Source organism: Devosia sp. ZB163, from assembly GCF_028613635.1.
Classification (GTDB): Bacteria; Pseudomonadota; Alphaproteobacteria; order Rhizobiales; family Devosiaceae; genus Devosia_A.
Map to the genome: position 1 here is coordinate 770,238 of NZ_JAQRMY010000002.1, position 13,037 is coordinate 783,274.

16 protein-coding genes are annotated in these 13,037 nt (G+C 66.1%); 6 read left to right on the plus strand and 10 right to left on the minus strand.

Features of this window, described 5'->3' with window-relative positions:
* Nucleotides 1–101: 101 nt before the first annotated feature.
* The 6 genes from PRN20_RS11945 to PRN20_RS11970 form a co-directional block, all read right to left on the minus strand.
* The gene (locus PRN20_RS11945) at nucleotides 102–1,085 is read right to left on the minus strand and encodes a glycerophosphodiester phosphodiesterase family protein (RefSeq protein WP_273957591.1); all 984 of its coding nucleotides are present in this window, start codon (nucleotides 1,083–1,085) and stop codon (nucleotides 102–104) included.
* An 86-nt stretch (nucleotides 1,086–1,171) separates the two neighbouring features.
* Nucleotides 1,172–1,543, minus strand: coding sequence for a glyoxalase superfamily protein (locus PRN20_RS11950; RefSeq protein WP_273957593.1), 372 nt, complete (start codon nucleotides 1,541–1,543; stop codon nucleotides 1,172–1,174).
* A 130-nt stretch (nucleotides 1,544–1,673) separates the two neighbouring features.
* Nucleotides 1,674–2,891, minus strand: a complete 1,218-nt coding sequence (locus tag PRN20_RS11955) for an NADP-dependent isocitrate dehydrogenase (RefSeq protein ID WP_273957594.1) — start codon at nucleotides 2,889–2,891, stop codon at nucleotides 1,674–1,676.
* A 189-nt stretch (nucleotides 2,892–3,080) separates the two neighbouring features.
* Nucleotides 3,081–3,779 carry an outer membrane protein gene (locus PRN20_RS11960; RefSeq protein ID WP_273957595.1) on the minus strand — a complete coding sequence of 233 codons (699 nt, stop codon included), beginning with the start codon at nucleotides 3,777–3,779 and terminating at the stop codon, nucleotides 3,081–3,083.
* Between the two features lie 131 nt (nucleotides 3,780–3,910).
* On the minus strand, nucleotides 3,911–4,384 hold the full coding sequence (locus PRN20_RS11965) for a DUF2269 family protein (RefSeq protein ID WP_273957596.1): 474 nt from the start codon (nucleotides 4,382–4,384) through the stop codon (nucleotides 3,911–3,913).
* Nucleotides 4,384–5,652: an SDR family oxidoreductase gene (locus PRN20_RS11970; RefSeq protein ID WP_273957597.1), complete on the minus strand. Its 1,269-nt coding sequence runs from the start codon at nucleotides 5,650–5,652 to the stop codon at nucleotides 4,384–4,386. Before PRN20_RS11970 ends, PRN20_RS11965 begins: the two co-directional genes overlap by 1 nt.
* A gap of 61 nt (nucleotides 5,653–5,713) precedes the next feature.
* Between PRN20_RS11970 and PRN20_RS11975 the strand changes: the two genes are divergently transcribed.
* Nucleotides 5,714–6,154, plus strand: coding sequence for a MarR family winged helix-turn-helix transcriptional regulator (locus PRN20_RS11975; RefSeq protein ID WP_273957598.1), 441 nt, complete (start codon nucleotides 5,714–5,716; stop codon nucleotides 6,152–6,154).
* A gap of 64 nt (nucleotides 6,155–6,218) precedes the next feature.
* On the plus strand, nucleotides 6,219–7,490 hold the full coding sequence (gene fabF / locus PRN20_RS11980; RefSeq protein WP_273957599.1) for a beta-ketoacyl-ACP synthase II: 1,272 nt from the start codon (nucleotides 6,219–6,221) through the stop codon (nucleotides 7,488–7,490).
* On the opposite strand, the gene PRN20_RS11985 is transcribed toward fabF, so the two are convergent.
* The 3 genes from PRN20_RS11985 to PRN20_RS11995 are packed head-to-tail and all read right to left on the minus strand — an operon-like array spanning nucleotide 7,487 to nucleotide 8,651.
* Nucleotides 7,487–7,879, minus strand: coding sequence for a TfoX/Sxy family protein (locus tag PRN20_RS11985; protein WP_273957600.1), 393 nt, complete (start codon nucleotides 7,877–7,879; stop codon nucleotides 7,487–7,489). The genes fabF and PRN20_RS11985 overlap by 4 nt on opposite strands.
* A complete protein-coding gene (locus PRN20_RS11990; protein ID WP_273957601.1) occupies nucleotides 7,876–8,208 on the minus strand; it encodes a TfoX/Sxy family protein in 333 nt (110 codons plus the stop codon). Before PRN20_RS11990 ends, PRN20_RS11985 begins: the two co-directional genes overlap by 4 nt.
* On the minus strand, nucleotides 8,208–8,651 hold the full coding sequence (locus PRN20_RS11995) for a GFA family protein (RefSeq protein WP_273957602.1): 444 nt from the start codon (nucleotides 8,649–8,651) through the stop codon (nucleotides 8,208–8,210). Before PRN20_RS11995 ends, PRN20_RS11990 begins: the two co-directional genes overlap by 1 nt.
* A gap of 79 nt (nucleotides 8,652–8,730) precedes the next feature.
* Here PRN20_RS11995 and PRN20_RS12000 point away from each other — a divergent pair, with 79 nt between their 5' ends.
* The 4 genes from PRN20_RS12000 (at nucleotide 8,731) to PRN20_RS12015 (ending at nucleotide 12,494) form a co-directional block, all read left to right on the plus strand.
* Nucleotides 8,731–9,300, plus strand: a complete 570-nt coding sequence (locus PRN20_RS12000) for a GNAT family N-acetyltransferase (RefSeq protein WP_273957603.1) — start codon at nucleotides 8,731–8,733, stop codon at nucleotides 9,298–9,300.
* 135 nt (nucleotides 9,301–9,435) lie between these two features.
* Nucleotides 9,436–10,023 carry a GNAT family N-acetyltransferase gene (locus PRN20_RS12005; RefSeq protein ID WP_273957605.1) on the plus strand — a complete coding sequence of 196 codons (588 nt, stop codon included), beginning with the start codon at nucleotides 9,436–9,438 and terminating at the stop codon, nucleotides 10,021–10,023.
* 207 nt (nucleotides 10,024–10,230) lie between these two features.
* Nucleotides 10,231–11,688, plus strand: coding sequence for a GGDEF domain-containing protein (locus PRN20_RS12010; RefSeq protein ID WP_273957606.1), 1,458 nt, complete (start codon nucleotides 10,231–10,233; stop codon nucleotides 11,686–11,688).
* Nucleotides 11,689–11,705: 17 nt separating this feature from the next.
* Entirely contained in the window at nucleotides 11,706–12,494 is a 789-nt protein-coding gene (locus PRN20_RS12015) for an RNA methyltransferase (RefSeq protein WP_273957607.1), read from the plus strand.
* 5 nt (nucleotides 12,495–12,499) lie between these two features.
* On the opposite strand, the gene PRN20_RS12020 is transcribed toward PRN20_RS12015, so the two are convergent.
* Nucleotides 12,500–12,994, minus strand: coding sequence for a GFA family protein (locus PRN20_RS12020; RefSeq protein ID WP_273957608.1), 495 nt, complete (start codon nucleotides 12,992–12,994; stop codon nucleotides 12,500–12,502).
* Nucleotides 12,995–13,037: the final 43 nt, after the last annotated feature.

A 13,037-nucleotide genomic window follows, 5' to 3' on the forward strand; every position in this document is an offset into this window, starting at 1 on the left:
AATCCGAAGAGGGAGGAGCGGGCAGCTAGTATGTTAGTTACGTCGTATACGCTGGCCGCCCGGGGCCGTCGATGGGCGCGGAAGCCACACTGGCTAATTATTTAGTCTCTATTGAAGCGGTCGCGTGCGAGCGGGCCGATTGTCTCGATCTTGTTGGTCCAGATGTAGCCGGCAAAAACATCGGGCACCTGGGCCAGTAATTCCGGCGTGTCTATGCCTGCGGTGCCCGGGTCTCCGGCGGAATAGGGCCCGAGCAGGATCACCTCCGACCCCGCAGCTTTCATGCGCTCGAGGAACAGGTTAGGCCAGCCCCAGACGAAGGGGGCGACGTTGATCGGCAGCATCACCTTGGTGTTCCGGCACGCCTCGGGCATGAACCCCGTCCAGCCCAGCCCCTCGTACTGCAACAGGCAGTCGACGAGGCTGCGACGCGACCAGACGTTGAGCCCTTCGATGAGTTCCGCCGCGCGGAAGGTCGGCGGATCGCCGCCATAGGCGCCCCACACCCCCTTGCGCCAGTCCGGATGCTCCGCCAGCACGGCAGCGACCATGTCGCCCTCGCGCGCCTCGTTGCTCTTGAAGTTCACGAGGAAGCGGCCCTCGGGCATGGCTGCGAACACCTGCTTGAACTCGGGCATCATGCCGACGCCCTTGCCGCGGAAGGGCAAAGTCGCGCCGCCGTCGGCGGTGTAGCCGTAACCGATGTCGAGCGCCCTCAGGTAAGCCATGTCGTGGCTGCGGGTCGTGCCGGTACCCTCGGTGCGGCAGTCGATGGTCCAGTCGTGCATCACCGCAAGCTGGCCGTCGGTGGTGGGGTGGACGTCGAGCTCCACGATATCCGCGCCGGCCGCGAAGGCGGCCTGCATCGAGGGCAGGGTGTTCTCGAGGTAGTCGTGGGTCGGCGCAAAGATGCGTTCGGCCGTGCAGGTGTCGTTATCGAGTCCTTCGCGGTTGAAGGTCTGGTGCACGCCGCGATGGGCGATCAGTTGCACCTCGCCCTCGGGCGGTGCGACGCGCCAGGACGCGTTGAACACGTAGATGGCGGCGCTAACCACCACCAGCACCAGCACAATCCTGCGAAACATCGAGCCCCCCGGAATCGGCGGCCAGATTTTGCAGCGTTGATGGCTTCATTGTGACGCGCGGCGTCCCGACGTTGCGGGACGCGGCGTCAGCCGCCGCGTCGCATCTCCTGGATGGCCCAGCGGTTGCCGTCGGGATCGGCGAAGAAGATGAACCGGCCCCAGGGGAAATCCTGCACCTCGCCGACATCGACGCCGCGGCCGCTGAGTTCGGCCCGCGCCGCGTCGACATCGGAAACCACGAGCTGGAGGCCTTCCACCGACCCCGGTTGCGCGTTGGTGATCCCCTTGCCCAAAGCGATCGAACAGGCCGAGCCTGGGGGCGTCAGCTGCACGAACCGGATGTCGTCACTGACACGGTGGTCATGATCGGCATTGAAGCCGACGCGGTCGACATAGAACGACTTGGCACGATCGACGTCGCTGACGGGTACGGCAACCAGTTCGAGCTTCATGTCCATGGCCTTGCTCCTCTCGGCAGGGGGCTGCCGGGGTACCAGCCCATTGGGGCGGAGGTACGGAGGGGCAGAAACGAAAACCGCGCCGGCCCGGACGGGCGGCGCGGCTTCGAATGTCGGCAAAAGAGCCGGATCAGGCGGCGGCCATGGCCTTCTGCAGGTTGGCATCGACCGCGTCGAGGAAGCCCAGCGTCGAGAGCCACTTCTGGTCGGGACCGACGAGCAGCGCAAGGTCCTTGGTCATCTGGCCGGACTCGACCGTATCGATGCAGACCTGCTCGAGCGTCTCGGCGAACTTCGCCAGCTCGGCATTGTTGTCGAGCTTGGCACGATGCTGCAGGCCACGCGTCCAGGCGAAGATCGAGGCGATGGAGTTGGTCGAGGTCTCCTTGCCCTGCTGGTGCTGGCGATAGTGGCGGGTCACGGTGCCGTGGGCTGCCTCGGCCTCGACGATCTTGCCATCGGGGGTCATCAGCACCGAGGTCATCAGGCCGAGCGAGCCGAAGCCCTGGGCCACGATGTCGGACTGCACGTCGCCGTCGTAGTTCTTGCACGCCCAGACATAGCCGCCGGACCACTTCAGCGCCGAGGCGACCATGTCGTCGATCAGGCGGTGCTCGTACCAGATCTTCAGCTCGTCGAACTTCGCCTTGTAGTCGCGGTCGAAGATCTCCTGGAAGATATCCTTGAAGCGCCCGTCATAGGCCTTGAGGATGGTGTTCTTGGTCGAAAGGTAGCACGGGACCTTGCGGTTGATCGCGTAGTTGAACGACGCGTGGGCGAAGTCGGCGATCGAGTCGTCGAGGTTGTACATGCCCATGGCGACGCCGGCGGACGGGGCATCGAACACGTCGTATTCCTGCACGGTGCCGTCATCGCCGACGAACTTCATCGTCAGCTTGCCCTTGCCCGGGAACTTGAAGTCGGTGGCGCGGTACTGGTCGCCGAAGGCGTGGCGGCCGACGATGATCGGCTGGGTCCAGCCCGGCACGAGGCGCGGCACGTTGCTCATGATGATCGGCTCGCGGAAGATCACGCCGCCCAGGATGTTGCGGATGGTGCCGTTGGGCGACTTCCACATCTTCTTGAGCTTGAACTCTTCGACGCGCTGCTCGTCGGGGGTGATGGTGGCGCACTTGATGCCGACGCCGTGCTTCTTGATGGCGTTGGCGGCATCGACCGTCACCTGGTCGTCGGTGGCGTCGCGGTTCTGCACCGAGAGATCGTAGTACTCGATCTTGAGATCGAGGTACGGGAGGATCAGCTTGTCCTTGATCGCCTGCCAGATGATGCGGGTCATCTCGTCGCCGTCGAGATCGACGACAGGGTTGGCAACTTTGATCTTGGCCATGCGTAAGCTCCTCAGCGGCGCGGAAAATCTGATGCCGCGGCTAATAGCATGAAATTTGGCGGGAGGAAGCGGGCGGCGGCCATTTGGCTCAGGGAGAGGGCGCGCGGGTGAGGGGGACTGGCGAAGAGGGCACAGGGGCTGTCCGCGCTCTCTCCGATAGCTAAACCCGATTTACGGATGACACGTCCTCTAGAACCGGAAGTTCAGCCCGGCCTGCACTGTCCCGAGATCGTGCGTGTATTCGTAGGTCCAGTTCGACGGATAGGCTGAGCCATAGTCGAAGGTGGCGCTGCCCGTCTCGAACCGCACGTAGGTGTATTCGGTGAACATGGAGACGTTCTCGGTCACGCGGTACTCGACGCCCGCGCCGATGCCCCAGCCGGTGCGGGTTGCGTCGAGGCTGTCGTCCACGAGGCCCCAGCGCTCGTCGACGCTGGCATAGTTGAACTGGCCCGCAACGACGCTGGCGCTGACATAGCCGAGCAGTTGCGGCTGGAACAGGTAGCCGGCACGGGCCGACAGGCTGGTGAGCGCAACGGCGTTGGACGACACCAGTTCGTCCACCTTCATGAAGGAATCACCGTCGGAATTGGTGACCGCGTGCTGCAGCTTGAGGCCGAGCACCGTGCTGCCCAGCTGCAGGTCCAGCCCTCCCTGGATGCTTCCATAGGGATGCCAGCCCGCGTAGTCGGCGGCCGCATAGCCGCCATAGCTCAGCTGGGGCGGAGAATACTGATCGGTCGAGAGATGCCCGGCGCCGAGCCCGGCTCCGACATAAGCGCCAGTCCACGACGGCCCAGCGGGCGCCTCCTGGGCCAGAGCTGGAATCGCAGCCAGCACCACAAGCGCCGACAGCGCGGCCAGTGCCGTTGATAAGCGGATAGTCATGGCAGCCCCCATTCACAGGGCGCCTTGCGACTCCACTGTTGCACTTAGGTAGGGGCCCGCCGCCGACATGGTCAAGCGCATCGCGGCAGGAGCGGCCTATCCGTTGGTAGTGCTGCAGGCAGAGGGCGACCTCACCAGAGGTCAGGCTTGGCGACCATCAGCCAGAACGTGCCTGCAAGCCCGATGAAGGCGGGCCATCCCAATGCGAACCAAAGCCGCATCACGCGGAAGTACTCTGGAGGCAGCTCGCCTTTCGCCGCCGCTGCGGCCGAAGCGAGGTCGCGAGCCCGTATCCGCAGCCAGACCACCGGCGCCCAGCACGCGAAGGCGATCGCATAGAGTATGTAGGTGGCGACGAGCCAGCTCGCGCCGAGGTCATATCCGGCGCTGACCGCGAGCAGGAGGCCGGAGACTGGCTGCACGATGCCGCTGGTGCCGGTGAAGATCCAGTCCGCGGTGACCACCATGCTCCCGACGGTGGCGATGGTGCGGGCATCGCGGCTCAGATGCGCCATCCAGAAGTAGTAGGCCGTTCCGGCACCGAGGCCGAACAGCACGGTCGAGCTCAGGATGTGGACCCACTTGAGAACGAGGTACGGGTCCATCAGCGCGACTCGGAAAGAGCTGCGTTGACCGCGATTAGGGCAAGGATGGGCACGTTCTTGAGCAATGCGCCAAAAGGATCGGCCCAAAGCCCGGGCAGGGCGATGGTGAGGCCAATGGTGTAGCCGAGCACCAACGCGAGCTGGAGCGTCAGGGCCAGCCGCCACCGGCGTGTCAGCAGAAGCGCGGCTGCCACCAGATCCAGAAGGACGGTGACGACTATGAGCGGCTCCACCAGCGCCGCGGGCAGACCAATCGCGGCTGCAAACGCATCGGCCTGGGCGCGGCCGAACAGCAGGCCGCTCAGGGCAGACGCCAGCCAGAGAAAAATGAGGCTCGCCCGCACCGCTATGGCGAGGAAGAACAGTCGGGCATGCCAGCGGTCCTGAACGCCCGCGGGTTCCGCTTCGAGGACAGCAGTGAGCTCACGCGGCGCAAAGCCTGTCGCGGTGGTGAAGGCCGCAGCGTCACCGGCATTGCCAGCAGCGAGCTGGCGCATGGTGGTGGTCGATATTGGCCCACCGAGCCATTCGCCCATCCGGGCCACAGGTGCGACCAGTGCCTCCGAAAGCCGGAGCTGACGGGAGGCGCCGTACCCGAGCCAGCGCCGATAGACGGCGACGAGTTCGCCAAGCGAGTAGGTTTCCGGACCGCATGGCTCAAGTGTCTGCCCCATCAAGCGGTCGTCGCCGCCGACGCGGGCAATGATCCGCCCCAGGTCGCTGGCATGAAGGGGAGAGAAGCGGGCGTCGTTGGACGGAAGAACGGGAGTCAGGAATGGCAACCCCGCAAGGCCGCGCAGGACCGAGCTCCCTCCGAAGCTGTCCCCGGCGACGACCAGTGAGGGGCGGAGAATGGTCCAGGCGACGCCGCTGCTGCGCAGGACTTCCTCACCCTCCAGCTTGGTGCGGGCGTAGTCGGTGTCCACATCCGGCCGTGCACTGATGGCGGAGATGAGGATGATGCGGCGCACCCCAGCCGCGAGCGCGGCACGATAGAGCGCAGCGGGGCCATCCACGTGCACGTTCCGCAACTGCCGGTTCAACTGGCCGGCCGCGTTCACGACCACATCGATGCCGGCGAGCGCAGTGCACCAATCCTCATCGGTGGTGGAACTGAAGTCCGCTCGCAGTGCCGTGATGGACGGGAATATCTGCTTGAGCCTGTCAGCATCGCGCGCGGTACCCGTGACCCGATGGCCCTCGGCCAGGAGCGCGGCAACGATGTGCCGGCCGATGAATCCGGCAGCGCCGACGACCAGAAAGTGCATTTCGAGCCCTCCGGATTCGAGCTTAGCCGAAACGGCAGGGTCGCCAAGGCCGATTGACACCGTGCATATACACACTATCTTCCTGCGCATGGATGATTTCAGCCGGTGCATGGTTTCGAATACGCGGATGGCGGCGCGGGCGATCACGCGGCGGTATGATGCCTATGTGCGGCCGTTCGGCATTACCTCCACGCAGTATTCGGTGCTCGGGCTGATCGTTGCGTCGGGTGAGCGGAACGTCAGCGAGCTGGCGGAGAAGCGCGGGTTCGAGCGGACGACGCTGACGCGGAACCTCGATCGGCTCGAGAAGATGGGGCTGATCGCTTCGCGGCCGGCCGAGCATGGCAATGGCCGCATCTGCTCACTGACGCCGAAGGGCAGGGCGCTGGTCGATGAGCTCTTGCCGCTGTGGCGTAAGGCGCAGGCGGAGATCCGCGATGAGCTGGGCGCCGACGGCTTTGAAGACACCCTGATGAAATTGCAGCGGCTCGCCACCATCTGAACCGGACGCGGGCGGCGGCAGTTTCCGCTCCAACCCGTGTAACTACACGAAAGGAAGAATACCGATGGCAACCCAGTCCGATCCGATCGTCGTCACCGGCATGGGCGTCGTCAGCCCGCTGGGAACCGGCGTCGACACAGTGTGGTCGCGCCTCATCGCGGGAAAGAGCGGCATCGTGAGGAATACGCGCTTCGACGTGACCGACTATGCCGCGAAGGTCGCGGGGCTCGTGCCGACGACGGAGACGGACCCGCAGGGCTTCGATCCGCTTGTGGCTATCGACCCCAAGGACATCAAGAAAATGGACCTGTTCATCCAGTACGGGCTGGTGGCGGCGCAGGAAGCGATCGCGCAGTCGGGCTGGGTGCCTGAGACCGAGGACCAGAAGGCGCGGACCGCCACGGTGATCGGCACCGGCGTCGGCGGCTCGCCGGTGATGGCGGCGGCGGTCGAGACCATCATCGAGAAGGGGCCGCGGCGGCTGTCGCCGTTCACGGTGCCCAGCTTTCTCGCCAACCTCGCGGCGGGCTGGATCTCGATCCGCTATGGCTTCAAGGGCCCGATCGGCGCGCCGGTTACCGCTTGCGCCGCCTCGGGCCAGGCGATCGGCGACGGCATGCGGCTGATCCTCACCGGCGAGGCGGATGTAGCCATCGTCGGCGGCGCGGAAGGCTCGGTCGATCCGATCTCGGTCGGCGGGTTCGGTGCGGCGCGGGCTCTGGCCACGGCGTTCAACGATGACCCGGAAGGCGCGTCGCGGCCGTTCGACCGGAAGCGCGACGGGTTCGTGCTGGCGGAAGGCGCGGCGGTGCTGGTGATCGAGCGGCTGAGCCACGCCAGGGCACGCGGCGCGACGCCCCTCGCGATACTTGCCGGTTACGGAACGTCGGCGGATGCCTACCACCTGACGGCAGGCGAGCCAGGCGGCGCCGGGGCGCAGGCGGCGATGCGCGGCGCACTGCGGATGGCCGGGCTGTCGCCGGGCGAGATCGACTACATCAACGCCCACTCGACCTCGACGCAGGTCGGCGATGCGGCGGAACTGGCCGGCATCGGGGCGGTATTCGCCAATCGCGGCAAGGACCTCGCGATTTCCTCGACCAAGTCGGCGACCGGGCACCTGATGGGCGCCGCCGGCGCCATCGAGGCAGTGTTCTCGGTGTTGGCGATCCGCAACGGTATCGTGCCGCCGACCCGCAATCTCGATGACCCGGACGTGGGCGAGCAGTTCAACCTGGTGCCCAAGGTGGCGCAGGAGAAGGCCGTACGCCACGCGCTGTCGAACGCCTTCGGCTTCGGTGGGGTCAACGCGACATTGGTGTTTTCGGCCGTCTAGGAACGGTCCCTGGGTGTTTTCGGCGATCTGGGCTTTTTCGGTTTCTGGACCTTGAGCGGGCGCTGGACGACCGCCGCTTCGGCAAAGCGGACCCAATCCTCCAGCGCCTCGTCGTCCTCGATGGCGTCGCCGTCGATCCAGAAAAAGCCCGACATCACCCGGCCGTTTTGAACCAACTCGGTGGTACCCGGCCGGGCCTTTGCCGCCTCGTGATTGTCCTTGCCGACCGAAATCAGGATGCCGCCATCCTTCCTGCAGCCGACGAGGATGTGGCCGTTGAGGAGGAAGGTGAGGCCGCCGAACATGTACTTTTCGGTGATGCGCGGATCGTCGCCCACCAGCATGCGGACGCGCTCGGCCAGGTGATTCATCGTCTCGGAGTTCTTCATTTCGGGGGCAGGGTCTCCGCGAAGCCGAGGGCGTAGGCGATCCAGCGGTTGAGCGCGGCATCGTCGGACGTGCCGGTGGCATCGACGGCAATGAAGCCGGTCATCGGGCGCGGGCCCATGTGCATCTGGTAAGCGCCGGACCGGTCGAGGGCTTCGGCTTGCTTCGCCGGATTGATGCGCACGAGTAGCTCACCCTTGGCGGTGGTGCCGATGGCCATGTTGCCCCGGAGCATGAAGCCGATGCCCCCGAACATCTTCTTTTCGACGAGTTCACGGGAGGCGAGCAGGGGCCTGAGCCGCGCCGCGAGCTCGTCGGACGCAATGGACATCAGTGGCCTCCCTCGTTGCGATAGGTGGCGTGATGGGGGAGGTCCGGCGCGACAATGTCCCAGTCGCGATGGCTCCGCGCAAAGATAAGCTGGTTGGGCACGAACCAGTCCGCAGCAGCACCGAACAGGCCGACCGGCAGCATGGCGAGAGCCGGTGCGCGGCTCGAGGCGGCATAAATCGGCGTGCCGCAGCGCGGGCAGAACCAGCGCGTCAGTGTCGCGCCGGAGTTGGCCGGTCGGGCGAAGCTGGCGACGTCTCCCGTAACTGTGACGTCACCAATGGCAACGAGCGCGACGGCCGAGTGCCCCGTGCCGGTGGCGCGCTGGCAGTCCTCGCAGGAGCACAGGAACATGGAGCGGACACGACCGCGCACGGATAGCGTCACGCCCCCGCAAGCGCAGGCGGCGGTGAGGTCAACCTGCGGCTTTTCGTTGTTGGTCATGACGGCGAGCAGACATCAGCGCCTGCCGATCCGCAAGCAGTCGTATTGATCGCGGTTGGCTCTGCCTCTATGCGAAGGCATGGTCTACGCACCCCGCTATCCCATCGAAACGGATCGGCTACGGCTGCGCCCCTTCACGCGCGGCGACGTCGATGCAGTATTCGCCTATCGCCAGCGCGCCGATGTCGCCCGCTACCTGTCGGATGGGCCCATGACCCGCGAGAGCGTGGCCGAGGCGCTGCAGATGCGCGTGGGTCAGGAAGCGCTGCGGGTCGAGGGGGACAAGATCTTCCTCGCCGTCGAGACCAAGGAGCGCTCCGGCGTCATCGGCGAGCTGTCGCTGATCCTGCGCGACGAAGCCGGGCGGCAGGGCGAGATCGGCTACATCCTCGATCCCGGTTACCACGGACAGGGCTACGCCACCGAGGCCGGCGCAAAGCTGCTCGAGATGGGGTTCGACGGCGCCGGTCTCCACCGCATCTATGCCCGCTGCGCCGCAGCCAACCATGCGTCCTGGCGCGTGATGGAGCGTCTCGGCATGCGGCGCGAGGCACACTTCCGTGAGCACGCCTTCGTGAAGGGGGCATGGGACGAGGAGTTCGTCTACGCCGTGCTCGAGGACGAATGGCGAACGGCAGAGCGCCGCTAACGATTTGAATCGTAAGGCATTATTCGCGGACAAAGGTCCGTCGGGCAGGATTTTTCTGACCTGTTGCCGGAACCGCCGTATGGGCACCACGTTCCCGCCGTATGAGTTCTTTCGGGGAGGAACGGGAAGATGCCGATGCCTGAACTACCTATCGAGACGGACCGGCTTTTACTTAGGAATTTCCAGAAGTCGGACCTGGACGCCGTAATGTCCTACCACGCTCTGCCCGACGTGCAGCGCTACCTCGACTGGAAGGCGCGGGACAAGGTAGAGGTCCAGGCAGCTCTGGATACCATGATCCAGGAGCACCGCATGCACCGTCCAGGCGACGCCATTTCGCTCGCCGTGGTGCGCAAGAGCGACAACGCGCTGATCGGGCAGGTGTCTCTGCGCTGGACCGACGCCACGGCCGGCCAGGCCGAACTCCGCTTCATCGTGGGACCGACCTATCGCCGGCAGGGCTACGCACGCGAAGCCGCCCGCGCCATGCTCGACCTGGGCTTCGACAAGCTGAGCATGCACCGCATATTCGCGCGCTGCGCCGCCCGCAACGAGGCGTCGGCGAAGATGCTGAGGGACCTGGGCATGCGCCTCGAGGCGCATTATCGCGAGCACGCCATGTTCCAGGGGGAATGGGACGAGGAACTGCATTTCGCACTCCTCGACCGCGAGTGGCTGCGCGGAAGCAAAGTGAAAGAGCTGCGCCGGCATATGGTTGCGTAAGTCTCACGCGCGCGAAATGCTAGTTGTCGAGTAGTCGGCCGTCGACTTGCGAAACCGCATGGCTGGCCTGCAATAGTTCCTGACGCGAAGCACTGTGCGTGGTCTACTGCCGACGTTGAGGGCATCGCGGCAGATGCCGGGTGCTGATTGAGGGGTCAGGTGCCCGGGTGCGATGTCCAAGGTTGGATGCACGCGCAGGGGACCCCCATGGACTTCACTCCGGCGGCCGGAGACGGCGAAGGCCGCAGCCGTCTGTTTTCTTTTTCCCCTCGCGACATCCTGATCGTCGCCGTTCTCGTCTTTCTGGCCGCGATTGCCGGCAGCATGTCCCGCCCGGCCGGCTTCCTTGCCGCGTTCTGGCCGGCCAACGCCATTCTGGCGGGCGTGCTGGTGCGCGACCCGCGGCTGCGCACCGTACTGGTGCTCACCGGTGCGGCCCTGGGCTATGTCGCGGCAGGGCTGGTGATGGGCGACAGGCCACACATGGTCATCGTGCTGACCATCGCCAACCTCGTGGGCGTGCTGGCCTTCACACTGCTCTTCGGTGCTTTGGAACCCGAGGATCGTGCGCTGTCGCGGCCTCAGGGGGTGATCTCGCTCCTGCTCATGGCGTGCGCAGGCTCGGCGGCAGCAGGCGTGGTCGGCGGTCTGGCGATAAGCGAGCTGACTGGGCGGAGTTATTTCGAAGGCTGGGCCGGCTGGTTCGCCGCGGAGCTGGTAAACTATCTCGCGCTGCTGCCGGTGATCCTGACGCTGCCGACGCCGGCGAAATGGTGGCCGCCGCCGCGTCTCGACACACGGGCGAAGCAGGCGCTCCTGCCGATGGCGGTGGTGATCGTGGCGATCGCCCTGTCGCTGCTGGTGCGGCATCCGGTGTCGATGGTGTTCCCCGTGCCGGCATTGATCTGGTGCGCCCTCACGCTGCCGCTCGCCGCATCGGCCGTCCTCGTAATGCTCTACTCGGGCCTGACGATGATCGGCATCAAGCTCGGGTTGTTCAACCTGGGAGTTGGGGCCGAGGTGGTCGGCGACTCGATCACGGCGGTACACCTGGGCGTAGCGCTGGTGGCGCTGGGTCCGATGGTCATCGCCAGCGTCAATTCCGAGCGCCGCCGCCGCATCGAGCATCTCGAGCGGCTGGCGCGCCACGACTCGCTGACCGATGCGCTGACGCGCAGCACCTTCATGGAGCAGGGGGCCGGGTTGCTGGTCCAGTTGCAGCAGGAGCAGGCGGCGACAGCGGTGTTGGTGCTGGATGCCGACCACTTCAAGCAGATCAACGATGTGCACGGCCATCCGTCGGGCGACCGGGTGCTGGTGGCGGTGGCAGCGGCGATCCGCACCGCGATACGCCAGGGCGACCTGTTCGGCCGCATCGGCGGGGAGGAGTTCGCACTGGTGCTGCCGCGGGTCACGCGGCGCGAGGCGCAGGCGGTGGCCGAGCGGATGCGGAAAGCAGTCGCCAATCTTGCGGTGGTGCTGGAGACCGGCAGCCTGCAGCGCATCACGGTGAGTATCGGAGTGGCGTTTGACGCAACGAGCGGGGCCGGGCTCTCCGAAATGGTTTCGCTCGCCGACCGCGCGATGTATGAGGCCAAGCGGGCGGGGCGCGACCAGGTGGTGGTCTGCGACTTCGGAGAGCCGGAGCGCCCGCCGATGCACTGAAAGGGCTTGTGGCGCCGATGGCCGGAACCGACAAATCGCAGGAGTTCACGCTCCGGCCGAGCCCGGCCATCATCCTGTGCGAACCGCAGCTGGGCGAGAACGTGGGGACCACGGCACGCGCCATGGCCAATTTCGGGCTCTGGGACCTGCGGCTCGTCAACCCGCGCGACGGCTGGCCGAACGAGCGGGCGATCGCCGCGGCATCGCGCGCCGACCACGTGATCGAGCAGGTGCGTGTCTTTGATACCGTCGAGGCCGCCGTGGCCGACCTCTCGCTGGTCTTCGCCACCACGGCGCGCCGGCGCGACATGCAGAAAACCGTCTACGGACCGGAAGAGGGCGCCCAGCGCATCATCTCGCACATCGCGGGCGGCGCGAAGGCGGGGCTGCTGTTCGGCCGCGAGCGCTGGGGCCTTTACAACGAGGAAGTGGCGCTCTCGGACGCCATCGTCACCTTCCCGGTCGAGGCGGCCTTCGCCTCACTCAACATCGCCCAGGCCGTGCTGCTGATGTCCTACGAATGGCGCCGGCAGTACGACAAGGGCGAAGTGCTCCCGTTCACCGGCGGGCTCGATCCGGCCGCGCCGCGCGAGGAACTGATCGGGCTCTTCCACCACCTCGAGGAGACGCTCGACCGCACCGGCTTCTTCAAGACGGCCGACAAGCGCCCCACCATGGTCGACAACCTGCGCAACGCCTTCACCCGGGCCCAGCTCTCCACCCAGGAAATCCGCACCTTGCGCGGCGTGATCTCGTCGATCGATCGCGCCCACCTGAGGCAGGGGCGGCTGGCCAAGAAGGACTAGGCCGCCTATCGCCCCATAGCCATCGCCAACCGCGCCTTCAGCAGGCGCCAGACGAAGCTGAACGGAAAGCTGCGGTAGCTCGGCACGTCGTTGGGCACGCTGGTCCCCGCGGGAACGAAGCGCGTGTTGACCCGCATCTCCACCGGCGGCGCATCGGCGCCGAGGCGCCCGCGATAGACCGGGTTCCAGTGGAGCGCGTTGTCGAAGGTCACCAGCATCGCCGAGTTGCAGCAGGTCGTGACCATGCGATTGGTCGGGGACTCCGGCTTGAGCTTGAGGCTGCGCAGGCGCTCGGCACCACGGAGGATCCGGACCCGGTCCTTGCGGTAGTGGACATAGGCGGTCCCGGCAGCCGCATCGAGCACAGTCGGAGAACCGGGCAGGGCCTCGATCATCCGCGAGCCCGCCTGGCAGTCGTCGCAGTGGCAGGTGGCAGCGAGGATCGGAGCTCCGGCCAGCTCGATCTCCACCTCGCCGCACAGGCACCGGGCGGTTCTCACGGATGTCGGCGACCCAGACGGCATGCGATGTCCTCCAAAAAAG

Excerpts from the sequence above, each read along its gene's own strand:
- PRN20_RS11945 (WP_273957591.1), bottom strand. The coding sequence starts at position 1,085 with ATGTTTCGCAGGATTGTGCTGGTGCTGGTGGTGGTTAGCGCCGCCATC.
- PRN20_RS11950 (WP_273957593.1), bottom strand. The coding sequence starts at position 1,543 with ATGGACATGAAGCTCGAACTGGTTGCCGTACCCGTCAGCGACGTCGAT.
- PRN20_RS11955 (WP_273957594.1), bottom strand. The coding sequence starts at position 2,891 with ATGGCCAAGATCAAAGTTGCCAACCCTGTCGTCGATCTCGACGGCGAC.
- PRN20_RS11960 (WP_273957595.1), bottom strand. The coding sequence starts at position 3,779 with ATGACTATCCGCTTATCAACGGCACTGGCCGCGCTGTCGGCGCTTGTG.
- PRN20_RS11965 (WP_273957596.1), bottom strand. The coding sequence starts at position 4,384 with ATGGACCCGTACCTCGTTCTCAAGTGGGTCCACATCCTGAGCTCGACC.
- PRN20_RS11970 (WP_273957597.1), bottom strand. The coding sequence starts at position 5,652 with ATGCACTTTCTGGTCGTCGGCGCTGCCGGATTCATCGGCCGGCACATC.
- fabF (WP_273957599.1), top strand. The coding sequence starts at position 6,219 with ATGGCAACCCAGTCCGATCCGATCGTCGTCACCGGCATGGGCGTCGTC.
- PRN20_RS11985 (WP_273957600.1), bottom strand. The coding sequence starts at position 7,879 with ATGAAGAACTCCGAGACGATGAATCACCTGGCCGAGCGCGTCCGCATG.
- PRN20_RS11990 (WP_273957601.1), bottom strand. The coding sequence starts at position 8,208 with ATGTCCATTGCGTCCGACGAGCTCGCGGCGCGGCTCAGGCCCCTGCTC.
- PRN20_RS11995 (WP_273957602.1), bottom strand. The coding sequence starts at position 8,651 with ATGACCAACAACGAAAAGCCGCAGGTTGACCTCACCGCCGCCTGCGCT.
- PRN20_RS12000 (WP_273957603.1), top strand. The coding sequence starts at position 8,731 with ATGGTCTACGCACCCCGCTATCCCATCGAAACGGATCGGCTACGGCTG.
- PRN20_RS12005 (WP_273957605.1), top strand. The coding sequence starts at position 9,436 with ATGCCTGAACTACCTATCGAGACGGACCGGCTTTTACTTAGGAATTTC.
- PRN20_RS12010 (WP_273957606.1), top strand. The coding sequence starts at position 10,231 with ATGGACTTCACTCCGGCGGCCGGAGACGGCGAAGGCCGCAGCCGTCTG.
- PRN20_RS12015 (WP_273957607.1), top strand. The coding sequence starts at position 11,706 with ATGGCCGGAACCGACAAATCGCAGGAGTTCACGCTCCGGCCGAGCCCG.